The organism is Paenibacillus sp. J5, from assembly GCF_054955055.1.
Genome location: NZ_JBUEDD010000003.1, coordinates 1 through 23,786 on the forward strand (window position 1 = coordinate 1; position 23,786 = coordinate 23,786).

The following is a 23,786-nucleotide window of genomic DNA, read 5'->3' on the forward strand; positions in this document are numbered from 1 at the left end:
CACCCGTAGCGCCCGTGTCGCCCGTAGCGCCTGTGGCACCCGTAGCGCCCGTGTCGCCCGTAGCCCCGGTGTCACCTGTGGCTCCAGTAGCGCCCGTGTCGCCAGTAGCACCCGTAGCACCCGTAGCACCCGTGGCTCCAGTGGCCCCAGTAGCACCCGTGTCGCCTGTAGCACCAGTAGCCCCGGTGTCACCGGTAGCGCCCGTCGCACCGGTAGCGCCCGTCGCACCCGTAGCCCCAGTGGCTCCAGTAGCGCCCGTGCTGCCCGTAGCGCCCGTCGGTCCGGTGCTACCTGTAGCCCCTGTTGGCCCCGTCGGCCCCGTGGCACCACCTTCATTGAATAATAACGCGACATCATCAACCAGAATATTGGCGCTGCCCGCCTGCGGAACCGTATTAATTAACAAAAATGCTTGTGTGGCTCCCGCAGGAACCGGCCCCACCGCTCGGGAGACCAGCAGCCATCCCGATTGTGTGACGTCAGGTATATCGGTTCCGGGAACATTAATCAGAAACTCTTGTCCGATCTGATTAAATGCATTGTCATAATAGAACAACTGAAGCGTAACCGTAGAAGCAGGACTTGGGCCAACTCTAGACAGGTAGACCTGAAACTCTAGAATTTGGCCGCTCATCACAGGTATGAATTGGTTAATAAAAGCTGTGGTTGCTCCTCCTTGCAATTGGGCTGAGAAGGAGCCGGTATGGGCATAGGCACTTGTAACGATAGCATTAGAAGCATTCCAAGGCGGGAAAGACCCCGTCTCGAAGCCACCGTTCACAACCAAATTCACAATAGCCATGAAGTTATTCCTCCTTTGCGTTACAGCCAACAACTGGAAGCCTGATTCGGTGCACGCACCGACCTGTTCTGGCTGCATGATCCTCCCCTTGCCAGTCCCCGTGCAGTGGTGGACGATAGGGAGTGCGCTCTAACTGAAGTGAAAGGTGGTTACCCTTCGGAAGGCATGGGAACAATCGCATGCTCTGCTCGGCGCACAAGAGCGGCATAGGTTGTCCTTAACCTCCACCCTTCAATTAAGCACAAGGCAGTATATGCATTCTAGTAAGTAACGGTTCTAGTTATATGAGGATTGTCAACAGTAAATCAGACAACCTATCATAATCTTGCTAAGTGTGGATAATCCCTATGGCTTATTCCATGGAATAAGAGGCTTCTGCAACCTACAATACTGACCTCAAGCGTCTTGTTTTAGGGTTTATTTGTGTTGAGCGGTTACTTGATGCTATGGGGGTACTATAAAAGATAGTACTTACAAAATGACAATTAAATTCCTATAATATACAGTAGTCGACTAGACAAATGGGCGCCCAGTATACGATTAACAAACGTAATCAATAATATTTGCTAATTACAAAGAGAGGAAGGATATTTTGAAGAAAAAGTTATTGGTACTGACATTGTCACTTGGTATAGTTGCATTCTCTTCTGTTGCTGTCTATCAGTCAGGCACAACAAGTTTAGCTCAGCCAGCAGTTGCCTCCCAGCAAACGGGCACACTCGTAGCCCATTCTAGTGAGGCCACACCAGAGGCCGTATGGGGAGCAGTGGCTAAAGGAGCGACGAAAGTTGCACAAAAAGCAGTGTTCTATGCCAAGGAAGCATATAAAAATAATACGACTCAATTGTCTGAGGTAACTCGTAATGCTTCCTTCTGGGCGCTAGGGACTGAAACAACTTCGGACAACCATTCCGGACAACTAGATGTCATATTTGATAGGTAGAGAGAGAGCATTGTTTTATATACGATGTAATCTTTAGTGTAAGAAAGGGTACAGGGTGCGCGCTCTCTGTTCCCTTTCTACATCAAATTCGGGGGGGGTGTAGAGATGTCTGCCAGACGCGCAGGCTTATACGCGATTACTATGATTCTGACATTGGCGGTTGTTATCCATTTCTTGATTATCGCGCTTCATGCAGGACCTGTGAACCCGATTTCGCTCCGATACAAGGCATTCACAGATAGATATACGAGTCATTTATTCCAACAGAATTGGCATTTATTTGCCCCAGATCCTGTCTCGCATAATCTTAGATTATATGTCAAGGTGAGATATGTGAAAGAAGGCGATTCTCAGCTTGCCGAAAGTGAGTGGTTCGATGTTGCCGCTCCAATGCTGGATAGAAATGACCAGACGCTATTTTCTCCTTATAATCGGCTGGTGAGGGTGCATACCGGCTATATTCATCATCTGAATCTGGGCGGCAAGGATGATCTCACATACCGGCTGCTGAGTAAAACTGAGGAGAGATTAGGGGATTTGAAGCGGGAGGATGTTCTGAAGGAGGATACCACCGTGAATCGGGCAGAGGAGGCGTTGTATCGCTATGCTTCCAGTTATGCGTACTCTGTATTCCGAACCGAACGACCTGTCATGGTTCAGTTCAAGGTGGGACAGATCGCGGCGGTGCCTTATTCCAAAAGAAAAGATTCAAATCATCAGCAGATAGAGCAACAGACTCTATACGAATGGAGGGAGATTACTGAGAATGTTATCCCGATATTATAATCTGGTTTCGACTGAACGATTTCTAGTCGGAACGAGTCTGTTTCGGATTGCGGCAGGATTGTTATTGTTGTATCATTACCTCATTTTTTATCATCAACGTTACTTTCTGTATAGTGCACAAGGCGTTAACGACTATCCTGCTGATTTTATCAAAGGGACCTTTTCTTTATATAATTTCCACTCCTCGTTGACCTATTTTGACTTCATTTATCATGCGGGGATTGTGGTGGCTTTCCTCTATCTCCTTGGATATAAAGGGAGGATTATCTCCGTCATTAATTTTGTTTTCTACTATTCGTTGTATGTGCGAATGTTTCAAATCAGCGACGGCGGAGATAATATATTCATTATTTGCCTGTTCTTCCTGCTATTTGCGAATTGCAGTGCTTATTTTTCTATAGACTCTTTGGCTGCCAGTAGGCGTTCATCAAGAGAGGGCTCCTTCCGGCATGTCTTGGGTACACTGCTGCATAATTTCGCGGTTGTATGCTGTATTATTCAGTTGTGTATTCTCTACCTGTTTTCGGGAATGTATCAGCTAATGGGTGAGCTATGGCAGAATGGAACATCCATGTATTACATAGCGCAAGTAAGGGAATTCAGTCGTCCGATGTTTCGGAGCCTGACGGAAAATTTCTTGGAACTGACAATTGTGATGTCCTATGCCAGCATTCTGGCTAAGTTTGCATTCCCTTTTACTATTATGAATAAGCGGGCGAAGCCAATTATTGTAGGCATCATGGTAGCATTTCATATCGGGATTGCAATGAACATGGGGCTTCTATCCTTCTCATTCGTCATGATTATATTGGAACTGCTTGTCTTCACAGATCAGGAATATAAGCGATTGGGAAAATGGATAGTGACACAGTGGCGGAGCATGGAACTTCCAGTCAGGAGAAGAACCCGCAGGTGGGGTTATGCTCGTCTAAGCTCGCATCGCATTGCTGTGTTTTTTGATGGATGGTGTCCGATGTGCAGGGGTATCAAGAATAGCTTCCAACGTATGGATTACTTCCGGTTGTTGCATTGGGTTAATTTTCGGGACGCCGACGCACAGACATACGGCATCGCCCCTGCTGAACTAGAACAGAGGATGCACAGCATGTCATTGAGTGAACCGTATATTGTTCGCAGTGGAATCCATTCCTTCATTCAGATGACGTTACGTCTCCCGCAGCTGTGGTTGCTAGTGCCTGCATTAACGGTGGCGGATAAGTTGCGAATCGGTCATATTGTGTATGACTATATCGCATCCCGAAGATCGCTGGTTCCTGTGAACCACTGTGATGAGGACTCCTGTCAAATTATATACACGAGGTGACCACATGAAGATTCTTATCCTTATGGGCATCACGGCTGTTATAGGAATGATTGCATTTGTAATACTGGCCTATGTGATGAAGAGGCGTGATCAGGCAAAGACAGAACACGATGTTCTGTCTTATCTACAGCAGCATCCCGACCAGGTATCGTTATGCCTGATTAAGGATGGGGAAGAATTGATCAGCTACCATGCCGACCGCCGTATGCCCCTGGCAAGCGTCTGCAAGATCATGGTGGCAGTAGAGTTTTCGAGACAGGCCGCCTCCGGACAGATCGACCCCCATGAGGAGGTGACGGTTCAAAAGTTAATGCAATATTATATCCCTGATTCAGATGGCGGAGCGCATGATGCTTGGCTGAACTCGTTAAGAGAGAGTGCGGATGCGCCCGCTGATAAGGTGACATTGCTTGAGGTAGCCAAGGGGATGATACAATTCAGCTCCAATGCCAATACAGATTACCTTCTGAGTGTCCTTGGGATTCACCAGATCAATCAGACCTTGATCCGTCTGGGTCTTCAATCACATGACAAGTTATTTCCGTTATCCATCGCATTTACTATACCTGCCTACCTTAATCAGAGCGATCCGACATCGGCAGCTTTGCTGGCGGAGAGACTCCGGGAGATGTCGGCTTCAGCCATTGGAGAGATCGCATGTGAGCTTCACCTGCAAATTCAAAAGGATGGGGATCAGCGTGTTATCCCGCCATCCCACCATAAAATTACTCGACAGCAGCATGTGCAAAGAGCGGTGTCAGAGAAGCTCCCTAGAAGCACTGCAAGAGAATATGCACAGCTCATGAAGCGGATATATGGTGACGAAACCCTGTTACCTCCGAAGGCACGGCAATTATTTAGATCCATTATGGAACGAAAACTTCGGGAGGGCTCTCCCTTCAACTATATGTGCCACAAAGGCGGCTCCACCATCTCTATTATAAATGAGGTCGTGTATGCTGAAGATCGACAGGGCCGAACGGTTGAGGTGGCCTTGTTTATGCATAATTTTAATCCAACAGACAGAACATGGCTGAATGCCAAGTTGGATCTGTTTATTCGGGGGTTGCTGCTTGATGAGCAGTTCGTTCACCAGGCCAGGCGAACCCTTCAACCGCAAGCAGGTTAATCAGGCATGGAGGAATCGATCTGGATGCTGATTGTCTGGTTCCGCCTTATTCTGCTACCTGCCGTGCTGTGTATTCTATTGTGGAGGTACCCCTTTCGATCTCGAGTCTCTTGGTGGGCACATAGCGTATTCACTTTGAGTTGGACCGTCTCTAACTTTGTATTTATGGAGTGGTCCGCTCTTAGCTACTACTTCAGATATATGACAATCATAATAACGATTATAACGGTGGTTGTGTCGTACAGCAGATTCAGAAAACGTACCCCGTCTCATAGTCATCCTTCATTCAGAAGGCTGCGGACTTGGGGGAGTGGGCTATACTTGCTAGCGGCTATGTACCATGCCTCTGCTTTGCTGTTCATGATTCCGTTGATACGCGAGGATTCGTCTGGGGCGTCTGCTGTTCATCTGGTGTTTCCTCTGCGAGGTGGTCCGTACACAGTGCTGCATGGGGGTAATCATGTGAGTCTCAATTATCATTACGCACATGATAACCAGAAGTATGCTGTTGACATCATAGCTTTAAATCATTGGGGAAGAAGACAACCACTGGTTGGCTGTCATAGCAATACGGATTGCTATCCTATATTTGGGGAGACAGTCTATAGCCCAGCATCTGGAGAGGTCATTCAGGTCTATGATCAGAGTGACGATAACGGGATTGACCATAATAGAGGCTTTACAGCCAGTAGGAAAAGTGCGAATAACGCCATCGTCATTCAGTTCGGGGATTACCACATCTATTTGTTACACATCCAGCAGGGGAGCGCACTTGTAAGAGAGGGAGATTGGGTGGAAGCGATGCAACCGATTGCCAAAGTGGGTAATTCAGGTAACAGCAGCGAACCGCATCTTCATATCCATGCAGCCAGAGTGGAGCAGGGAGAACTGCTTCCTGTACCGATGTTGTTTGGTGATATTGCACTCAAACGCAATGATCTCATCTGGAATGGGAAAGTGTGGTCGAGGTAGTGGTTGAAGGATGGGCATATGAATATGAAAAGAGGGTCCATGTGAAAAAAATGATTGCAGCATTGTTGACCGTTACGGTTACGGCGCTACTGGCTGGTTTCTGCTTCTTGATCCGGGGGGGCTCAGAGCCGCTGTCCCAAGGATGGGAAGAACGGGTAGTCGAAGGAAGAGGCGGCTATAAAATCGCCCAGATATTCATTGAAGGGGAGATCACTTCGGCGAAGGGAAGCAATGATACGGTACAGCAGCTTAAATTGGCGATGAATGATCCACAGGTTAAAGGAGTGGTTGTGCATGTTAATTCTCCAGGAGGGGATGTTGTAGCCTCCGACCTCATCTATAGAAGGATGATCCAGCTCCAAGAGAGCGGTCGCCTCGTATATGCAAGTATGGGTGCCGTGGCAACCTCAGGTGGGTATTATATATCGGCTCCTGCTGATAAGATCTATGCTAATCCTTCGACGATTACCGGGAGCATCGGAGTTGTGATGGCATTGACAAACTATAAGGAATTGGCTGACCGCATCGGATATGAGCAGATTATCATTGCGAGCGGGAAAAACAAAGCGATGGGCAATCCGCTCCGCGAGGTGACTGACGACACAAGAGAAATTTATCAGAGTGTGGTGGAGGAGAGCTTTCAGCGTTTTGCACGCATAGTCGCGGGGGGGCGCGGGCTAAATGACACGCAAGTCACAGAAGTTGCTGACGGGCGTATTTTATCAGGGGAGCAGGCTCAGAAGTATGGTCTTGTGGATAAACTCGGAGATTTAGAAGAGGCCACACAAGATTTGAAGGAAGCCTTAGAGCTTGCTGAAGCAACCATCGTAACTTATGAACGCAGCAACCCGCTATGGAGCTCATTTAGCCTTGCCGGTCCTTTGAATCTGAAGGGAGAAATCGAGGGTCTAAAGGAAGCTCTGCTAGGGAGCACGACGGAGCTCAAATATATTTACCAATAATCGATGGGGAGCAATTGCGTGAGCGATAATAAAATTCATTTTGCGGGACTCGGCATTAGGTTGACCTCTTTTTTGGTTGATGTTCTATTTATAACATCATTTACCTATATTTTGTATGGTGTTATACTGAATGATATAGTGGATGGGTGGATGGCTATTATACTCAAGCTATGGACGGCATGGTTGTATTTTTGGGTGTTTACTTGGGTATATGGTCAGACACTAGGCAAGATGATTACGGGCATATGTGTTGTGTCGACTGACTCCACTAGGCTAGCGTGGGAGGATGCACTATTACGTGAAGTCCCGGGTCGACTGGTTACATTCCTGATTCCATTGGGCTTCGTGCTTCCTTCTATGCACCCATATAAACAGGCTTTACATGATCGTCTGGCGGGTACCTATGTCATCTGGCTGGATGTCAAGAAGGAGGGAGGATAGTTATGAAGATTGCTCTAGTGTGGGCACGCTGGATTTCTTTGGTGCTGGGTCTCTCTTTTCCATTAGTTGAGGGTACCCTATTAAAGTTAAGTATACTAGGGGTTGTATTGATCTTTTTAATAATGGATTCAGACCATACGGGACGGTGGATGCGTGTGTCCGTGTTCTTTGTCGCAGGCGCGATCGTCGGCTTTACATATCGCTTCATTGAAAGCGGGACGCTCTAGGGCGCCCCGCTTTGTTAACATACGAGAAACGAAGCTTAGACCGCCAGAGACAGCCGTATACACTTGTACCGGGTCACTTCAACTTCAATTCCACGGTCACCGGATTATGATCACTATGCTCGTAGCCGAGCGGGGTAGTCTGTACAGAGATGATCTCGACATTGGGCGAGACAAGAAAGCCGTCAATGACAGCCTGAAAATTGACCCCCTCTGTATAGGCCACATCCAGTGTTCGCACTGTAGGCGTCAACGGATCGGTGGCCCATTGGAAGCCTGGCGACTGGAATGATTCCGGGAATGGCTGTAGCCATTCCGGCCATTGCTGGGAGGTCGGGAACGTAGAGGGGTCCGTGCCGGGAAGGGAATGATTCCAATCCCCGCCAATAACGAGATAGTTGCCTCGAGCCTCCTCTTGCTTCATGTAGCTGGACAGATACGCTAACTGCTGTTCACGAATATACCCCTCTTTGTCAAATGCGGACAAATGCAGATTGACGAGTACCAGCTCCTTCCCGTTATCGACCGGGAAGCGGCTCTCTATGAATGCCCGGTCGAGGTCTAGCTGCTGCAGCGGCCAGCTTTCCTTGCCGGGCAGATCAAAGCGACGGGCTGAGGTGCTGCTCAGCATGGAGAGCGTCATCAGTCCACTGTACGCTTTGCCCATAGGATCAAGCAACGGCACCGGTACCCAGGCGACTTTGTAATTGTAGGCGAAAGCGTAGCTATAGCTATTCAGCGCCTGTGAGATCGCATCGGCCTGATCCATGTAGAAGCTGCGGGAGGAGTTGCGGTCGACCTCCTGAAGCATATAGATGTCTGACGCTGCTGCCGACAGGAAGGCGGTGATTGCGGCCAGATTCGTGCGCGTCTGCATGTCGCTGCTGGAGCGGGAGGCGGTGCCGCCGTCCATGAAGAAGTCCTGATTGCGGTCAAGACCCGCATAGCCAATATTAAAGGATGTAATCGTAAAGGACTCGCCCGTGCCGAGAGTTCGTTCCGCCAGATTATTGATGATGTCTAGTTCAACGATTTCCTCTGGTACATAGTCCGTCACAGTAATGGTTATTAAAAACCCGGATACGAGCAGCAAAGAAAACAGCACGATGCCAGCTCCGAGTCTGATTAGTATTTTTTTCATTGATATGCTCCATAAACCGTAATAGGGAATGTATAGGGTGGCTTCGTTAAGGTGAAAATGATTCTGCTTAAAAATTATACACGATGCGGAGCGATTTGTTGCACTCTATATGGCAATTGCTTGCAAGAATAGGTCGGCAGTAGGACATAGACTGTACTTCTGCCAGCGTTCCACGTAGAATATAAGTACACTTGTGTACATTATAGAGAAGGACGGATTGAGATATGGCAAAAGATGAAGTGATTTTGACTCGGGAAGGGCTGGAAAAGCTGCAGGCAGAGCTGGACGATCTGAAATATGTGAAGCGCAAGGAGCTCGCGGCCAGGATTAAGCTTGCCATCAGCTATGGCGATCTGAAGGAGAACAGCGAATACCACTCCGCCAAGGAAGACCAGGCCTTCATGGAGACGCGGATTACTCAACTGGAGAAGATGCTGAATAAAGCCAAAGTGGTTGATGCTGACGAGATCGACCTGAGTAAGGTGCAGGTTGGCTCTACCGTAGTGCTCAATGACATTGAATTTGCCGAGAAGCTGTCGTATCAGATTGTCGGCCCGGCTGAAGCCGATGTAGCGGACAATAAAATTTCTTACGAGAGCCCGCTTGGCAAGGAACTGATCGGCAGACGGGTCGGCGATGTGGTGCGTGTAGATGCGCCGGCTGGCGTCGTCGAATACGAGTTACTGGAAATTCGGGCACAGTAATAGCACCGGAACAGAGGGAAATCACGGCATGCGGTATGTCGATCCCCTCATGCGGAGCCGAATGAACCTGCTTGTGGCCGCTACTCCCGATGCTTGGAGTAACGGCCGCTTCATTAGAACGTGTCTTCAATATAGGTTGATCGGTCTGAGGAGGCAAGCTTGATCTTCTCCAAGGCTTGCTCTCGGGAGCGAACGTTCAGTTTTTTCAGGATACTGCCTAATTGGTTTTTGATGGTACTATGAGCTTTATATAATTTCTCCCCTATCGTTCGTGAAGAATGGCCTTGCTCCAGCAGTGGCAACAGCTCCCGCTCAGCGGGTGTGAGTGTGGCTAACAGCTGCTCTGTCTTGAGGCGCGAATAATCATGAACCAGCAGATTAAGTGCAACGTTGGCGTACATAACGCTGCGTATCATATGAGGCAGATACAAGTAATCCGCCTTGGATACATATTGCGCCGCCCCGGTATTAAAAGCGTCGAGAATGATATCCTTCTCCGTGACAGCAGTAAGCATAATGATTTTGGTGGGCTGTGCTCTGAGCATCGCTGCGGCCACTTCCATACCATCCAACTGGCTGCCTGTCAGATTCAGATCCATCAGCACGATGTCAGCTTGTCTGTATACCTCCATCGCTTGTTCAGGCGTTGAGGCAATATTCAATAATTCCATGTCAGTTTCCCGTAATAGCAACTGCCGGATGCCTTCGGCCCATACAGGGTCGTCCTCAACCAGCAATACCTTGATCCGGCTCATGGGCATGCTCCTTTACAGAATGGTTCTTCCCCCACACCTTGGATAACGGCCACTGTATTTGAACGGTCGTTCCGATATTCTCTCTGCTGCTTATATGCATCGTCCCGCCATGGGAATCGATGACCTTATGGCAGTAAGTCAAGCCCAGGCCATAATTGGTTTTTAGAGATTTGGTTGTAAAGAAGGGGTCGTATACTAATTTTAGATGCTGTCTGGCGATCCCGGTGCCCCAGTCGGTAATCGCTAATTGAAATTTCTGATTCGTTACGGAAGCGGCGATCAGGAGGCGCCCCTGCTTGCTTGAGGCCTCGATCGCATTGAGCAGGATATTATGCAGTACCTCCCTCATGTGGATCGGGTCACAGATCAGGATGATTCCTTCCGTCAATTGCTGCTGAATAACAATCTCCTTGGCAGCCTGATAAGGCTGGGCTGAAATCAGGGTCTGATCGATGAGCTGCTGCAGGGTGATTCGTTCCTGCTGTAACACGATGCCCTGGGCATGATGCTGCAGCCTCTCCATCATGTGGAGCAGGTGGCGGGCGGAATCCTGAATATGCTGAATCGGCGGCCTGATCTCCGCCCATTGCTGCTCGCTCGCTGTAAAGCTCAACTGTTCGGATAGCATGAGTATTTTTGCTGTTTCATTCTTAATGGTATGCTGCAGCAATGTGTTGCCTGATGTGAAGGATTGCAGCGTTCGGCCAATACGAGCTCTCTCGAATTTGACCTGCAATCCGAACAGGCTTCGCCGATAGGCCAAGATGAGATAGATCAGCAACAGGATCGAGATGGTCACAACGTTAAGGCGCCAAGCGGTATGAATATCCAATGCGCGCAGGATGTAGTTGGTCACGAACTGGAATAGCACTGGTGGAAGTGAAAGATACAAAATCATGCGATGCCTGTCCTTATGGACTGCTCTTTGCTCGGTGAGGTAGGTGTGTACCAGCAAGCCTGTTCCTGTAAGAATGTAAGGTCCCACCCAACTGAGCAGCAGCATGTAGTTATGGGCGATCATCCATTCCGCAGGTGTGATACACAGCATGATGGGCAACGGTATAGCAGCCAGGCAGCCTGTCAGATAGAGCAGGGGGGTGCTGAATTTGCCGGAGTAGCTGCATGCGAACAGTAAGAACGCATAGGGCAGGCCCACTGTGTTCAGAAAGGAGCCTGAATTATATATAGGCAGCGTAATAGTGTCCAGCCACACGCCACCCAAGCCGTGGGTATCCAAGTAAGGGGCGAAGATTTCCAACCAGGCGCGGGCGAAGCCTCCGCACCCGCCGAAGAAGGTAATAAGAGCCGCCCATCGGGTGGAGGTCGTCTGCCAATCGTATTTGAGCATCAGATAAGTTAAGGACCATAAAATGATAAAAGTGACAACCACTGCTCTCACTTCTCCCTTCTATGGAGATGTACTGTGTATGCATTCGCATGGAAATAGAGTATAGGTTCGCCCGATCCGTCTCATCCAGAATGAACGTCGATTAGAGATGACGACAGCAAAAGCCGCCTGTTGAAGAACAGGAAGGTTCCTGCCAGCAGCGAAGAGGAGGGATAGGAAGCAGCATAGCGATACTTGAAATCCCGCAGAGTCTCTAAATTCACTTGTGTACAGGTTTAATAAGCTGGTCGGTAGGTACAATCAGACTATGCTGACATTTCTGCCGATATAGCTGCTCTGCTCCAGCCTCGATCTGCTCTATGGAGAATTCATGATAGCGCTTGTAAAAAGCTCGCTGAAACCATTCTCTGTTCAAGGCATCGAGCATCATGTATAGCGGTGCCCAAGCCACTGCGAAATAGGCGCACCACAAATACCACTGCCATCTCCGCTGCATCCGATTTCGGTTCAGTAAAAAGTACAGCTCCGTAATATTCGCCTTCACCAGTGTATTATCGACATCAATTAATGCATGTTTCAATCCCTCTTCTACGACTAAAGAATCGACATTATTCATCGTGTAAAACACTCGCAATCTAGTTTTTATCGTAATATTTACCTAATATTTAGAATACATGGATGATAAAACTATGTCAACTTATGTAAGAACTATAAAGCTGAGGACTTGTAAAGGGTGGACATAGAAAATAATTTGTGTTTGCCCTCCTGCTGTTGCGAAGCTGGAGAAGGCAGTGGAACGAGCTTCCCTGAATCATGAGATGTGGAAGGAAAAGAAGTGGCTTGCCCTGCAGGGAGTCATCTATGTGTAGCGGTATGTCCAGGCTGAACGTAGCAGCGCTGTATACAACTGAAGCAGCCAAGTCAAACCGAGCAACATCGCTCTGCTTGACTTGGCTGTAAACTAGGAATCCCCCGCACATCTTATCTCCGTATTTGGCTAGCTCTCCACATTCGCATCCAGGCTGCAGTTCTCATAGATCCGCGCCTCATAAGCTCTCAGCGTGATGGCATCGCCTGGAGTTGCGTCTGTACGGGCTTCCTCGTAGTTGCCCAGGACGAGCCGCCAGGCTGCGGCTGCAGATTGCTTCGCCGCTTCTTCCTTCGGCAGCGTGAAGCTGCGTGTATGCTCCCCATGGTTCAGTGCGACCAGCCAGCGTATCCCTTCATGCTCGCGTTCGTATACATATAATTGAGGATCATCGCCGCTAAGATCGGTGAAGCTGCCGTAGACCATGACAGGGTGCTGCCTTCGCAGCGAGGTTAAGCGGCGGTAATAGGCCAGCACAGAGTCAGGGTCTCGCTCGGCTTCTTCAACATGAATCTCTACATAGTTCGGATTCACCTTCATCCACGGCTCGGCGGTGCTAAAGCCTGCATATCGCTCCGCACTCCATTGCATCGGGGAACGGGAGTTGTCGCGGCTTAGCGGCTGCAGGGCGCGAAGCACCTCCACCGGGTCGCGGCCCTTGCCGATCTCCTCAGCATAGCTGTTCATCATCGCTATATCATGGTAGTCATCGATCGTCTCGTAGCGTACCCCCGTCATGCCAATCTCCTCCCCCTGGTAGATATAGGGGATGCCGGGAAGCGTGTGGAGCATCGTGGCTAGCAGCTTGGCAGATGCCTTGCGGAAGCGGCCATCATCGCCGTAGCGCGTCACCTGTCGCGTATGGTCATGGTTGTTCAGAAATTGCGAGCCGAAGCCTCGCCCCTGCAACGCCGCCTCCCACCGCCGCTGGATGCGCTTGAAGCGCGGGAGATCCCATGTCGGCATTTCATCTGCCACCTCAAAGTGAAAGAGCGTATTCAGCTCCTTGCGTGCCTCGTCCACGAATTGCACACCAATCTCGGGTGTAGCAAAGGCAATTTCGCCGACCGTCATGATGTCGTAATGCGCGAACACCTCGCGGTGCATCTCCTGCAGGTAGTCATGAAGGCGGGGATGATGTGTCAAATAGCGGATGTCGCTCGGATCGTCCGCGTCCATGAAATACTCGGGCTTCGCCAGCAGAGCCAGCGCGTCCAGGCGGAGTCCATCGACCCCCTTGTCCAGCCAGAACCGGAGCATGCGGTACATTTCCTGGCGCACCTCGGGATTGGCCCAATTGAGATCCGGCTGCTCCGTGGCGAAGGAGTGCATGTAATATTGCCCGGTCTGCGCATCCCACTCCCAGCAGGAGGGGGTGAAGTAGGAACGCCAATTAGAGGGTGGGGCAGGCTGAGTCTGACACTCCGCCCCCGCTCCTGCTGTTGCCGATCTTGCGGCGCTCTCTGTTCCGCCAAGAGCTCCGCTACGGGCCTCCTGCGCTCGGCGAGGGGCCGCCCGTGCCACCTGGTCGGCTCCAATCTGTCTCCCGTCCCGCCATACATACCAATCCCGCTTGGGATGGGTACGGCTGGAGCGGGCGGAAGTGAACCAGGGATGCTGGTCGGAGGTGTGGTTGAGCACCACATCCATCATCAGCTTCATCCCGCGCTTATGTGTCTCTGCGAGCAGGCGCTCAAAGTCTGCCATCGTGCCTGCCTTGCTCATCACAGCATAGTAATCGGACACATCATAGCCGTTATCCTTGTCGGGCGATTCATTGAACGGGTTGATCCACAGCATCGTCACGCCTAGCGAGCGAATATAATCCAGTTTCTCAATGACGCCTTGCAGATCCCCGATTCCATCGCCGTTAGTGTCGCGGAAGCTGCGCCAATAGACCTGATATACGACGGATTCCTTCCACCAGGCTTCTGCCATCGTTCTCTCTCCTTCCGGGTTACCCTTTGACCGAGCCGCCGAGCATGCCGCGGACAAAATATTTTTGCAGAGCGAAGAATACGGTCAACGGCATCAGCATGGAGACAAACGCCGCTGCCGTCAGCAAATGCCAGTCATTGCCGCGCGAGCCGACGAGATTGGCAATATTCATCGATAGCACCTGCACCTCCGGCTGACTGCCGAGGAAGATGAGCGAGACGAGATAATCGTTCCACACCCATAGAAATTGAAAGATACTGATCGAGGCGAGCGAAGGCACGGACAGCGGCAGGATCAGCTTGCTGAATATGGTGAAGTTGCTGGCTCCGTCCATGAAGGCCGACTCGAACAGATCTCTGGGCAATTGGCTGATCGAGGTATACATGAAATACGTGATGAGCGGCAGGCCAAAGGCGGTATGCGCAAGCCAGATGCCGAAGTAGGTGCCGTTCAGGCCAAGTGCTGTATAGTCCCGCAAAATCGGGATGAGCGCCACCTGCAACGGTACGACCAGCAGAGCGATGATGACGACGAATAACGTCCTTCTTCCTGGGAAGCGCAGCCAGGCAAAGGCATACGCCGCGAACGAGGCGATGAAGATCGGTATGATCGTCGCGGGGACGGTGACGGCTACCGTATTCCAGAAGGATCGGCTCATGCCGCTGCCCTTCTCCGTCTTCGTGCTGCCGTCTGGCATCGTAATCGAATAGCTTTTGCCGCCGAGCACGGTCTCGTAATTCTGGGTTGTAAACTGGGTATTAGCGATCCATCCCTTCTCCTGTACATTAAGCAGCCGGGCGCGTCGATTTTCCCAGATCAACCGTTTCCCGTCCTGCTCTACGCCGGACCGTAGCTGATCATCGGTATAGGTTACCCCTCCCACCTCGATCGGCCCGCGCAGATCGGTCTCGCGCGGTAGCTGAAGCTGCTCGGCTGTCGTCCACGCACGGTGCGGGACGACCTTCCACCAGCCAGTCGACAAGATGTCGGCTGCCGGACGGATGGAGGAGACCAACAGACCCAGAGTTGGAATGGTCCAGATCAGGCAGATGATGGCGAGCACGGTGTTGACGAGCCATTTGGATTTGCGTAGTCCCTTGCGCCTGAGCATCAGAAGCCCCCCTCTCTGCGGAATTGGCGGAGATTGATGATAATAACCGGGATGACGGCGATGAGCAGCACGATGGCGAGCGTTGAGCCATAGCCTGCATTTTGGTACATGAAGAGCTGGCGGTAGAACTGGGTGGCGACGACATCGGTCTCGTACTGTCCGCCGGTCATAATCATAACAACGTCAAAAATTTTCAAGGTAAAGACGACGATCGTGGTGGTTACCGACAGCAGTGTCGTAGAGATGTACGGAATCATAATGCTGAAGAATATCTTGATCTCTCCGGCCCCGTCCATGCGGGCAGCCTCCAGGATGCTCTCCGGTATGCTCTTGATCGCTGCCGAGAAGATCACCATTGCAAAGCCTGTCTGCATCCAGATCAGAATGGCGATCAGGAACAGATTGTTCCACGGCTGGATCATGCTGAGCCATGCCTGCGGCTCGCCGCCCAGCGCCACGACGATGGCGTTGAGCAGGCCGATCTGCTCCTGTCCTGGCTGGTAGTAGTAAATGAACTTCCAGATCACCCCTGCTGCCACGAAGGAGATCGCCATCGGCATGAAGATCAGCCCTTTGGCCAGCCTCTCGAAGCTGCTGCGATCCGCGAGAATCGCGATGAGCAGTCCTAGACTGACGCAGGCGAGTGTGCCGAAGAAGACCCATAGCAGGTTGTTGCGCAGCGCCATGACGAGCAGCCTGTCAGTGAAGACGGCGGCATAGTTGGCCAATCCGACGAAACCAGTCGAGCTGGCATCGAAGAAGCTGAGGTACAGCGTGCGCAGCGTCGGCAGGACAAGCAGCCAGCCGAGCAGCAGCACGGCCGGCCCGACAAAGATAAAGGGCAATATTCTCCGTCTCCATTGCTCCGGGTATTGCTCGACGACCCAGTTAAGTGTGTAATATATGGAGTAAATGCCGAGTGCGCCCCATGCTACCGCCAGCAGCGCATTGGCGATCGGGGGGAGCCCCGAATTGCGAAAGAACATAAAGATCAGCCAATGAGCCACGATATTGATGGCAGGCACAAGCACGGATAAGAACAGCAGACGCAGAGCATTGCCCTTGTTGGCTTGCAGCTCCATTACAATCCCTCCTTCATGTCTAGGTGCCTCCACTGTAGTTCACCGCTACAAGCCGCGAGTCGCAGGCCACGGGCTACACCGCGGGATACAGGCACAGGTCACCGACTCCAAAGCCCAGGCCGCAGCCAGTGGCGCCGAAGCCCAGCGTCATGCCCCGGTACCGACTGCCAGCTCCAGCGCCGAGGCGCCCTGCCGGTCGCGTGCCATGGACCCTGCGCCGCAGCGCCATGCCTTAGGCGGTAAGCCCGAGCCGCGCGCTGCGCCGCACCCGTATTATGCGTCCGAAGCAATCTGCCTGAACGTGAGCGCGGCGGGCGGCAGCCTGTGGCTTCAGTGCTCCTCCGCCCCGTGCATCGCCGTATGCCCTCAGGTCATCAGAATGCTGGGCATATGGCGGATACAGCGAGTGCGGCCAGTGCCTGGCAGCGATGCTTACTTCCAGCCACCTTGAATTTCCTTGAGTGCCGTATCCAGATCGACGGTACCGCTAATATAGTCGGTCATCCCCTTCCAGAATGTCCCGGCTCCAACCGCTCCTGGCATCAGATCAGAGCCATCGAAGCGGATCGCATCAGCCGTCTGGACGAACTCTGCCATCCGGCGCTCCTGCTCGCTCGGATACCAGGATGGATCGGCATCATTCATCGGTGCGGTGACGCCGCCGCTCTGAATCCAGGTTTTGAGCGATTCGGCGGTCGTGAAGAACTCCATCACCGCGCGAACCTCTGGCCTGTCGTTGAACATGGCGTAGATATCACCGGAGATGAGCGCCGGAGTGCCGTACTGTGCGTCAATGGACGGGAAGGGGAACCAGTCATAATCTTCGGCGGTCAGCCCTTCAGGGAAGAAGCTGGTGATGAAGCCGGCCTGGCGATGCAGCCATGCCTTGGGCGGGTTATCGAACAACGGCTTCACCGCGTCTCCGAAGGAGGTGGTGGCGATCGACTTGCGTCCGCCGTATACATAATCCTCATTGAACCAGATCTCGGACATCTTCTCGGCAGCATTCTTCACGATCGGATCTGTAAATGGCAGCTCGCCATTTACCCATTTATCATAGTTTTCCGGGGACGTGGTGCGCAGCATAATATCCTCCATCCAGTCTGTGGCCGGCCATCCGGTCGCCGTACCGCTCTCGATGCCGATGCTCCATGCCGGGTCGCCGTCCTGGGCAATCTGCTCGGTGAGCGCCAGCAATTCATCCCAAGTCTTCGGAACCGTATAGCCGGCCTCGTCGAACTGCTTCTTGTTGTACCAGACCAGACTTTTCACACTGCTGCGTGCCCAGACTCCTGCCATCACATCGCCGCTTGGTCCCGGCATCGTAGCCATATCCAGCCAGCTTTGGTTGTATTGCTTCTTCAGATGCTCATCGCTCAGGAAGCTCGTGACATCAATGACCTTGCCGTCTTTAGCAAAGCTCTTCAGTAATCCCGGCTGAGGGAAATCTGCAATATCCGGCGCATTGCCGCCATTCACCCGGACGGAGATGGTGGCCTCGAACTCCTTGGAGCCTTCATAGGCAATATCGATTCCGGTCTGCTCCTCGAAGGCCTTAATGCTCTCGGTGAACTTCACCTCATCCGCGTCGGTAAATGGTCCGAACATGGTCACCTTGGTGCCCTTGAATTCACCCTTCAATGCTTGCGCAAGCGCCGATTCGCTATCCGCTGGGGCTGTTACACTACTTCCTGTATTGGTATTCCCCGTGCCTGCGTCTGGCTTCTGCGCCTCCGGGGGAGTGCTGTTGTTGCCTCCTCCACAAGCAGTGACCGTCATCGCGAGCGCTGTAATAAAGGTAAAGACGAGCATTCTATTTCTTTTTCGTGGGTATTGCATTCGACCTCAACCCTTTCCTTCTAAAAATTGGCATGCTGCATGCATTCATTTTGAATCGGTCAAGAGTATAGGAGTGCTTGAGAGCTGCTAGGGAGACATCACCTCCTTTAAATTGTGAAGTAGTCCACATAAAGCGTTTCCAACAGTTCTGAAAAGCTTTTCAGATATCTCGAAGACAGCTTTCGTGTGATCATTCGGATGACACGAGGCTGACTAACGATTGCGGGAGGACTCTCTAATAATCAGTTTATGGGGCAGTTTCTCTCTTAATACCCGAACTTTGCCATGTGTAATCAGCTCATGCAGCTTTTGGACGGCACGATAGCCGATCTGGTAGGTGGGTTGATCGATGGTGGTGAGCTTCGGGATGAACATCTCGGCCATACGTATGTTATCAAAGCCGACCACGGACAGATCCTCAGGAACGGAGCGCCCATTGTCGCGCAAGAAGGAGATGGCTCCCATCGCGAATTCATCCGATGCAGCAAACAGTGCTGTCATGTCAGGGTGCTGTGCGAATAGTCGGCCGGTGGCCTCATAAGCATCCTGATAGCGGTGCTCCGCATATTCCACCCAATCGCAGCAGTGGGACAACTCGGCCTCGCGAAGCGCACGCGCAAAGCCGTCATAGCGGGGCTGGCCTGAGATGGTGCGGCCAAGCGGCAGATTGACCATGCCGATGCTCCGGTGTCCGCTGTTAATCAGATAACGGACAGCCTCGTATGCTGCTTGCTCGTCATCGATGTCGACGGATGGGATGTCGTACTCCGACGAATTGGTGGAGGCCAGAACGAAGGGCAGCCGATAACGCTGCATCTCCTCATAATAGGCTTCATGGAGCGAGTCGCTGGTGAATATGATGCCGTCCACCTGCTTCTCGAAGAAGATCTGCACGTAGTCAACCGTTCGCTGCTTGTCGCGATCGGTATTGCAGATCATCAGAGAGTGGTTCAGCTTCACCGCCGCATCCTGCATACCGCGGATTAGCCCGGCGTAGTAAGGGTTCTCAATATCGGGAATCATGACGCCGAGCGTATCGGATTTCTTGTAGATCAAGCCTCTGGCAAATGCATTGGGCTGGTACTGCAGCGCTGCGATGGCCTCGAGCACCCGCTGACGCTTCTCCGGCACGACAGTGTCGGGAGCGTTCATGACGCGGGAGACGGTGCTGATGGATACATTGGCATGTTGTGCCACGTCACGGATTGTCGTCTTCATCACTGCACGCCTTCCTTAGCATAAATAGTTGAACAGATAATCTGAAAACCTTTTCAAGTCTATTATATGCGGTTTGTGGGCGGCTTGCAACGCCCATTTGAAAGGATTCATCGAGAGCTGATGGTGGCCTCCAATTGTGTGCCGAGCACTGCCAGCAGGCAGTATGGAAGGCCGACCGGATCGCTTCACTTGGTGTCGGAAGAGGAGAGTGGTACAATCAGAAGAAAAAGTATATTAACCTCACGTCGGATGATGGTTAACATTTGAAAGGAGAGAAGGCGATGACGGCGATTCAATTAAGAGGGCATCATGTGTTATGTCTGCTTGGCTATCGGGGAAAAGGCTACTCCGAGGATTTCTGTACGAACATGTCGGCGATCTATGAGACGCTGCGCACGGAGCCGGATACGGTTGTCGAGCTGATCGAAGGCCCGGATCATATCTGCCGCGCGTTTCCGCCCGATCAGCCGCAGCACTGTCTGAATGCGAGCGTGGATCGCAAGGATCGTGACATTCTGCATGCGCTGGGCACCGCGCCCGGCCTGCGCGTGCGTTGGCGCGCACTGACGCTGGCTGCCTCGGCACGGCTGCAGCCGGAGGATGTCGGCAGACTATGCGCCGACTGCCAGTGGGAGCCGCTCGGGCTATGTAGGGATGGCGTGCGCCACATTCGCAGCGCAGGTCAGCTACGCGAGCTCCCGGAAGCGGAGTAGCTCGGCGGGCACATGTGTCCTGCTCCTGCGGTCAGGCCCAATCGGGGGCAGCGGCATTGCACACCGAACTGAGCTTGAGCCGCTTCCCCGACCGCCGTCATGCTGCAATGCACCGCGCGCTAGGAGCTGCGTGAGGTGCGAAGTGCAATATTGCCGTGGCTCTTTACGATTCCTATCCGCGGCGGCAGCCAGATGATCCGGCTCAAGCCTCGATCTGCAGCTTCGCTATTTTAGATTCTAGCGATCGTAGTCTTTTGAACATAATAAATCGGTCGATGGCGTCACGGTATGTGATGAGCTGCTGGGCGAAAATCTCGATCTGTCTTGACGAGAAAGCCAACTCCTGCTCCATGAACTCGCCTAGTTCTTCAAGCGTATCCAACTGTTTATAATGATATTCAACAAGCTTCATCACGATTTCATAGCTGTCACGGGTGGCATCCTCATCGGTAATCCCCAGATATTCGGCACAGAGGGAATACGAATTATATCTTCGCTCCACATAGTTGTCGATCATGATCTTAGAGACTATATGTTCAAAGTCCGCCTCGGACGACTCACGCAAAAATGCTGCATAACGGTATAGCAGCAAGGAGCGGTAAGCCAGCTCGGATAATTCCCTAATAAGCTCCTCGTCGAGCTTATATCTTCTCATTCGTGCCTGCAACTGCTTCAAGGAGATGTCTCTTCCCCATTGGCGGAGCAGTGCCAATACATAATCAAATACATCCTTGAGATCAGGCTGCTCCAATTCGATGAATGCCATCATCTCTTTATAGCCTTCGTGCAGGCTATAAAGAACAAATTGCTTCTCTTGTTCAGCCAGCGCTAGATACCATTGATTCAGCAGTCGGAACTGCTCTGTTTGCACGGTTCTGCTCACGGTTAATAGGCCTCCTGAAGTGTTCGATGTTTGGTACGAGGGGACTCATGTTGATGATGCTCATCTGATGACTTGATCAGATCGGCCTCGAAATTATATAAAAAAATATAATTGTGGATGGGATCATCCTTTTTAACGGGCTTGGATTCTAAGCGCGCACTTGAATTTCGGGACGTGTGTTTTGTATTGTTTTTTCTTTCGGGTATCCCTGCAAACATGTTCGAGCTTGCGGAAGATTCTCCATGTCCTTTAAATCGTTCATACGCTGTATGCCCAATCGCAGTTAATGAATACCATCTGTTCTTGCCAATTTCGATATAATCCACCATGCTCTTGAGTCGCAATGACCGGAGCAGATTGCTTGCCTGTTGCCTTGAGATTACTAATTCGTCCATCAGCTGAGTCGGAGTTCTTCTCGGAGATTGAGCCAACCGGCTCATAATCTTCTTCTCCAGCGGCTGAAGCGTCTCCACGTTGTAGCTATTCATCTTTTCAGATGTCTGAAATTGTAGGAAATAGATGATGGATTTGGCTATGCCCAGATTGTAGCTGTCCCAATCCTGGGGGAGCTTGTTGTGAAGTGTCTGCTCCAGTCCATATCGCCATCCATCCAGAGTCGAAGCATCGGCACCAGCGGAGTTCTCCAACGTGTGCTTCAGCAGATATTTGAGATAAGCGTTCGCTTTTTGTGCATTCGAATGTTGGGATTTCCTCCAGATGTCAAGTGCCTCTAACCATTTGTCAGTCATATGCACCACTCCTTTTGTACATTTATTGTACACTTTAATTATACGTCAACCATGGGGCATCTACAACTTTTTCCAATGCTTCGAGGCAAGCTGATGGATAATATCGTTAAGGGTGATGACGAGTATCGATTGGTCTGTTTGATAGACCTGCTTGAACCCTGGCAAAGAAACGACGGCTCGGGCTGCGGGGGGCTCTGGATTATCCGGCAGGCCAAGATTGTTGCACAAGACCACTATGCAATTGTTGCGCTCTGCAAGGTCTTGCATTTTCCTCAGAAACTTTCCCCCTGCGGGATTCGGCGTCATAGCCATTACAAAGACCAGATCCACCTGGCGATCTCTTAGAACCTCTTGATAATTGTCGTTAATGAAATCAACACAGATGGTGAATGCTATGCGTCCCAGCAAAGTTTCATACAAGGTGATTTCACGGTGGTCATAGGCATTTTTTTCTATCCCGCCATAAGTGTTAAAATAGGCTAGTTCGCCCTTGTACGTAGGGTTGCTTGGTATTTTAAATAAATTCATTTTGTTGACCTCAAGCAATTCCTCTCCGCGCCCATTCACGACATGCCCCAGGTTATATATCTGCCCGTCGACTTCCTCATGGAAGGTGCCGGCAAGCATGAAAGCCAGATGAGGTGCAGGATGATCCATCATCTCTTCAACGAGTGCCTCTCTCAAATCTGGAGGGGTAAACAGCTCGGGAAGAACGATAATGTGAGGCTTCTCCACAAGCATCATCTTGAAAGGCTCCATTACGTGCTCGCAGTACACCACAGGATCGCGAGCGCCTTGAAAGTAAAAGGGAAGAAGCCCTTCGTTTGTCGGCTGGTCGTCGACCTTGAGGATGTAGTCCTTGTCTATATCGAAGTTCCCGGGGAGAAGTCCGAGTGTTAGCCTCAGTCTGTCCTCGCCTGAAAGCTTAGGAGTAGATAGATACTGGTGTCTGACCTGATAGTAGGGGTAGCGGGACTGAACAGCGAATAAGTTGCGGACACATCGCCGCAGGAGCAAGTAATTCGGATCAGGAATATGACCGGATGCTGGGTGCTCCCTTATGGCCTCCTGAATGACAACATCGTCTTGCTTATATATTAGCAATCCATAACGGGTCTGGATAGGGAATTCATGCTCTTCCCCATATGCGATGTAATCATTTTTTAATTCCACTAAGTGCTTGTCTAATAGCAATAGAAATTGGATCATAAATAGGAGTACATCCTCTAATGACTCTTTGTGCTCCAGCTCCTCTAGAAATAACCTGCGGGTGTTTTCTTGTAAGGCTATAAAGATTTTTTCACGATACATTTCTGAAAGATGATCGGCATGATGATTCCAGCGATCCTCGAGCTGGAAGCAGGCTCTCTCCACCTTGTCAGGCTCCTTCTGCACAAGCGTCTGATAGTCCGTATAATTCATATTGTCCAGGCTGCGGTAGAGAAAGGCATAGAGATCGAGAATCGTCTCGAATTCCTTCTCCTCTGTGCAATCGCAGCCGTCGATATTGCAGAAGTAGTCGGCTCTGAGGATGTAACATTCCTGACAATGCTTGCATAGTAATGCGCGTTTGATATTTTCCAGGGGCATGGGCCATCTTCAACTCCTGTTTTGTTTCCTGGGCACAGGTCTTTGCTCGTTAGATCGAGGGTACCTATGTAGTGCATAAGACATAGATTTAACTTCGATAAATAACGACAAATTTCCTTCTTTTATCAATATGATCTAAAGTTTAGGTCGGCTTCCAGAAGCGTGGAGCAGCTTCATAGAGCTGTCCATATATAGAAACAGGCCTAAGCGGCCGCGCGCTCTGGGCGCTTGGCTGCTTAGGCCTGTTCTATTCCGGTAGCTTGT

Annotated in this window: 24 protein-coding genes; 11 read left to right on the top strand and 13 right to left on the bottom strand. The window is 51.1% G+C overall.

Going from position 1 to position 23,786, the window contains the following annotated elements; translation table 11 throughout:
* A partial coding sequence (locus ACY1JZ_RS05315; protein ID WP_462628379.1) for an NTTRR-F1 domain occupies window positions 1-802 on the bottom strand: 802 nt, incomplete at its 3' end.
* Between the two features lie 592 nt (window positions 803-1,394).
* Here ACY1JZ_RS05315 and ACY1JZ_RS05320 point away from each other — a divergent pair.
* The 8 genes from ACY1JZ_RS05320 (at window position 1,395) to ACY1JZ_RS05355 (ending at window position 7,586) form a co-directional block, all read left to right on the top strand.
* Window positions 1,395-1,745, top strand: coding sequence for a hypothetical protein (locus tag ACY1JZ_RS05320; RefSeq protein WP_462628380.1), 351 nt, complete (start codon window positions 1,395-1,397; stop codon window positions 1,743-1,745).
* Between the two features lie 141 nt (window positions 1,746-1,886).
* Window positions 1,887-2,531, top strand: coding sequence for a DUF5819 family protein (locus ACY1JZ_RS05325; protein ID WP_462628702.1), 645 nt, complete (start codon window positions 1,887-1,889; stop codon window positions 2,529-2,531).
* Window positions 2,512-3,855 (top strand): DCC1-like thiol-disulfide oxidoreductase family protein, encoded by a 1,344-nt coding sequence (locus ACY1JZ_RS05330; RefSeq protein WP_462628381.1) that lies wholly within the window; start codon window positions 2,512-2,514, stop codon window positions 3,853-3,855. Before ACY1JZ_RS05325 ends, ACY1JZ_RS05330 begins: the two co-directional genes overlap by 20 nt.
* Before the next feature lie 4 nt (window positions 3,856-3,859).
* Window positions 3,860-4,984, top strand: a complete 1,125-nt coding sequence (locus ACY1JZ_RS05335; protein WP_462628382.1) for a serine hydrolase — start codon at window positions 3,860-3,862, stop codon at window positions 4,982-4,984.
* Between the two features lie 462 nt (window positions 4,985-5,446).
* Window positions 5,447-5,956: a M23 family metallopeptidase gene (locus tag ACY1JZ_RS05340; protein WP_462628383.1), complete on the top strand. Its 510-nt coding sequence runs from the start codon at window positions 5,447-5,449 to the stop codon at window positions 5,954-5,956.
* Window positions 5,957-6,006: 50 nt separating this feature from the next.
* Window positions 6,007-6,918 (top strand): signal peptide peptidase SppA, encoded by a 912-nt coding sequence (gene sppA, locus ACY1JZ_RS05345; RefSeq protein WP_462628703.1) that lies wholly within the window; start codon window positions 6,007-6,009, stop codon window positions 6,916-6,918.
* Between the two features lie 3 nt (window positions 6,919-6,921).
* The gene (locus ACY1JZ_RS05350; protein WP_462628384.1) at window positions 6,922-7,359 is read left to right on the top strand and encodes an RDD family protein; all 438 of its coding nucleotides are present in this window, start codon (window positions 6,922-6,924) and stop codon (window positions 7,357-7,359) included.
* 2 nt (window positions 7,360-7,361) lie between these two features.
* The gene (locus tag ACY1JZ_RS05355; RefSeq protein WP_462628385.1) at window positions 7,362-7,586 is read left to right on the top strand and encodes a hypothetical protein; all 225 of its coding nucleotides are present in this window, start codon (window positions 7,362-7,364) and stop codon (window positions 7,584-7,586) included.
* A 73-nt stretch (window positions 7,587-7,659) separates the two neighbouring features.
* Here ACY1JZ_RS05355 and ACY1JZ_RS05360 read toward each other — a convergent pair whose 3' ends face one another.
* Complete coding sequence (locus tag ACY1JZ_RS05360; protein ID WP_270166775.1) at window positions 7,660-8,724, bottom strand: endonuclease/exonuclease/phosphatase family protein; 1,065 nt, start codon at window positions 8,722-8,724, stop codon at window positions 7,660-7,662.
* Between the two features lie 224 nt (window positions 8,725-8,948).
* On the opposite strand from ACY1JZ_RS05360, the gene greA reads away from it, so the two are divergent.
* Complete coding sequence (greA, locus tag ACY1JZ_RS05365; RefSeq protein ID WP_462628386.1) at window positions 8,949-9,428, top strand: transcription elongation factor GreA; 480 nt, start codon at window positions 8,949-8,951, stop codon at window positions 9,426-9,428.
* A 113-nt stretch (window positions 9,429-9,541) separates the two neighbouring features.
* Here greA and ACY1JZ_RS05370 read toward each other — a convergent pair whose 3' ends face one another.
* The 6 genes from ACY1JZ_RS05370 to ACY1JZ_RS05395 form a co-directional block, all read right to left on the bottom strand.
* Window positions 9,542-10,183: a response regulator transcription factor gene (locus ACY1JZ_RS05370; protein ID WP_462628387.1), complete on the bottom strand. Its 642-nt coding sequence runs from the start codon at window positions 10,181-10,183 to the stop codon at window positions 9,542-9,544.
* A complete protein-coding gene (locus ACY1JZ_RS05375; protein WP_462628388.1) occupies window positions 10,155-11,573 on the bottom strand; it encodes a sensor histidine kinase in 1,419 nt (472 codons plus the stop codon). The genes ACY1JZ_RS05370 and ACY1JZ_RS05375 overlap by 29 nt, the downstream gene beginning before the upstream one ends.
* A gap of 217 nt (window positions 11,574-11,790) precedes the next feature.
* On the bottom strand, window positions 11,791-12,111 hold the full coding sequence (locus ACY1JZ_RS05380) for an HAD family hydrolase (RefSeq protein WP_462628389.1): 321 nt from the start codon (window positions 12,109-12,111) through the stop codon (window positions 11,791-11,793).
* 417 nt (window positions 12,112-12,528) lie between these two features.
* The gene (locus ACY1JZ_RS05385; protein WP_462628390.1) at window positions 12,529-14,337 is read right to left on the bottom strand and encodes a glycoside hydrolase family 13 protein; all 1,809 of its coding nucleotides are present in this window, start codon (window positions 14,335-14,337) and stop codon (window positions 12,529-12,531) included.
* 19 nt (window positions 14,338-14,356) lie between these two features.
* Window positions 14,357-15,448, bottom strand: a complete 1,092-nt coding sequence (locus tag ACY1JZ_RS05390; RefSeq protein WP_462628391.1) for a carbohydrate ABC transporter permease — start codon at window positions 15,446-15,448, stop codon at window positions 14,357-14,359.
* A complete protein-coding gene (locus tag ACY1JZ_RS05395; RefSeq protein WP_270166766.1) occupies window positions 15,448-16,530 on the bottom strand; it encodes a carbohydrate ABC transporter permease in 1,083 nt (360 codons plus the stop codon). Before ACY1JZ_RS05395 ends, ACY1JZ_RS05390 begins: the two co-directional genes overlap by 1 nt.
* On the opposite strand from ACY1JZ_RS05395, the gene ACY1JZ_RS05400 reads away from it, so the two are divergent.
* Window positions 16,505-16,981, top strand: a complete 477-nt coding sequence (locus ACY1JZ_RS05400; RefSeq protein WP_462628392.1) for a hypothetical protein — start codon at window positions 16,505-16,507, stop codon at window positions 16,979-16,981. The two genes, ACY1JZ_RS05395 and ACY1JZ_RS05400, sit on opposite strands and share 26 nt — an antisense overlap.
* On the opposite strand, the gene ACY1JZ_RS05405 is transcribed toward ACY1JZ_RS05400, so the two are convergent.
* Window positions 16,963-18,369 carry an ABC transporter substrate-binding protein gene (locus tag ACY1JZ_RS05405; protein WP_462628393.1) on the bottom strand — a complete coding sequence of 469 codons (1,407 nt, stop codon included), beginning with the start codon at window positions 18,367-18,369 and terminating at the stop codon, window positions 16,963-16,965. The two genes, ACY1JZ_RS05400 and ACY1JZ_RS05405, sit on opposite strands and share 19 nt — an antisense overlap.
* 213 nt (window positions 18,370-18,582) lie before the next feature.
* The gene (locus ACY1JZ_RS05410; RefSeq protein ID WP_462628704.1) at window positions 18,583-19,587 is read right to left on the bottom strand and encodes a LacI family DNA-binding transcriptional regulator; all 1,005 of its coding nucleotides are present in this window, start codon (window positions 19,585-19,587) and stop codon (window positions 18,583-18,585) included.
* 281 nt (window positions 19,588-19,868) lie between these two features.
* Here ACY1JZ_RS05410 and ACY1JZ_RS05415 point away from each other — a divergent pair, with 281 nt between their 5' ends.
* Window positions 19,869-20,300 carry a DUF1284 domain-containing protein gene (locus ACY1JZ_RS05415; RefSeq protein WP_462628394.1) on the top strand — a complete coding sequence of 144 codons (432 nt, stop codon included), beginning with the start codon at window positions 19,869-19,871 and terminating at the stop codon, window positions 20,298-20,300.
* A gap of 202 nt (window positions 20,301-20,502) precedes the next feature.
* On the opposite strand, the gene ACY1JZ_RS05420 is transcribed toward ACY1JZ_RS05415, so the two are convergent.
* Genes ACY1JZ_RS05420 through ACY1JZ_RS05430 form a run of 3 tightly spaced genes read right to left on the bottom strand, consistent with a single transcriptional unit; the run spans window position 20,503 to window position 23,522 of the window.
* On the bottom strand, window positions 20,503-21,183 hold the full coding sequence (locus ACY1JZ_RS05420) for a hypothetical protein (protein ID WP_462628395.1): 681 nt from the start codon (window positions 21,181-21,183) through the stop codon (window positions 20,503-20,505).
* Window positions 21,184-21,185: 2 nt separating this feature from the next.
* A complete protein-coding gene (locus ACY1JZ_RS05425) occupies window positions 21,186-21,932 on the bottom strand; it encodes a helix-turn-helix domain-containing protein (RefSeq protein WP_462628396.1) in 747 nt (248 codons plus the stop codon).
* Between the two features lie 60 nt (window positions 21,933-21,992).
* Window positions 21,993-23,522 carry a nitrilase-related carbon-nitrogen hydrolase gene (locus tag ACY1JZ_RS05430; RefSeq protein WP_462628397.1) on the bottom strand — a complete coding sequence of 510 codons (1,530 nt, stop codon included), beginning with the start codon at window positions 23,520-23,522 and terminating at the stop codon, window positions 21,993-21,995.
* Between the last annotated feature and the right edge of the window lie 264 nt (window positions 23,523-23,786).

What these genes read in the sequence shown, in the direction of transcription:
- ACY1JZ_RS05350 (WP_462628384.1), top strand. Translation starts at nt 6,922, where the DNA reads ATGGGGAGCAATTGCGTGAGCGATAATAAAATTCATTTTGCGGGACTC.
- ACY1JZ_RS05415 (WP_462628394.1), top strand. Translation starts at nt 19,869, where the DNA reads ATGACGGCGATTCAATTAAGAGGGCATCATGTGTTATGTCTGCTTGGC.
- sppA (WP_462628703.1), top strand. Translation starts at nt 6,007, where the DNA reads ATGATTGCAGCATTGTTGACCGTTACGGTTACGGCGCTACTGGCTGGT.
- ACY1JZ_RS05390 (WP_462628391.1), bottom strand. Translation starts at nt 15,448, where the DNA reads ATGCTCAGGCGCAAGGGACTACGCAAATCCAAATGGCTCGTCAACACC.
- ACY1JZ_RS05360 (WP_270166775.1), bottom strand. Translation starts at nt 8,724, where the DNA reads ATGAAAAAAATACTAATCAGACTCGGAGCTGGCATCGTGCTGTTTTCT.
- ACY1JZ_RS05405 (WP_462628393.1), bottom strand. Translation starts at nt 18,369, where the DNA reads ATGCAATACCCACGAAAAAGAAATAGAATGCTCGTCTTTACCTTTATT.
- ACY1JZ_RS05410 (WP_462628704.1), bottom strand. Translation starts at nt 19,587, where the DNA reads ATGAAGACGACAATCCGTGACGTGGCACAACATGCCAATGTATCCATC.
- greA (WP_462628386.1), top strand. Translation starts at nt 8,949, where the DNA reads ATGGCAAAAGATGAAGTGATTTTGACTCGGGAAGGGCTGGAAAAGCTG.
- ACY1JZ_RS05385 (WP_462628390.1), bottom strand. Translation starts at nt 14,337, where the DNA reads ATGGCAGAAGCCTGGTGGAAGGAATCCGTCGTATATCAGGTCTATTGG.
- ACY1JZ_RS05430 (WP_462628397.1), bottom strand. Translation starts at nt 23,522, where the DNA reads ATGCCCCTGGAAAATATCAAACGCGCATTACTATGCAAGCATTGTCAG.
- ACY1JZ_RS05425 (WP_462628396.1), bottom strand. Translation starts at nt 21,932, where the DNA reads ATGACTGACAAATGGTTAGAGGCACTTGACATCTGGAGGAAATCCCAA.
- ACY1JZ_RS05330 (WP_462628381.1), top strand. Translation starts at nt 2,512, where the DNA reads ATGTTATCCCGATATTATAATCTGGTTTCGACTGAACGATTTCTAGTC.
- ACY1JZ_RS05335 (WP_462628382.1), top strand. Translation starts at nt 3,860, where the DNA reads ATGAAGATTCTTATCCTTATGGGCATCACGGCTGTTATAGGAATGATT.
- ACY1JZ_RS05370 (WP_462628387.1), bottom strand. Translation starts at nt 10,183, where the DNA reads ATGAGCCGGATCAAGGTATTGCTGGTTGAGGACGACCCTGTATGGGCC.
- ACY1JZ_RS05395 (WP_270166766.1), bottom strand. Translation starts at nt 16,530, where the DNA reads ATGGAGCTGCAAGCCAACAAGGGCAATGCTCTGCGTCTGCTGTTCTTA.
- ACY1JZ_RS05355 (WP_462628385.1), top strand. Translation starts at nt 7,362, where the DNA reads ATGAAGATTGCTCTAGTGTGGGCACGCTGGATTTCTTTGGTGCTGGGT.
- ACY1JZ_RS05325 (WP_462628702.1), top strand. Translation starts at nt 1,887, where the DNA reads ATGATTCTGACATTGGCGGTTGTTATCCATTTCTTGATTATCGCGCTT.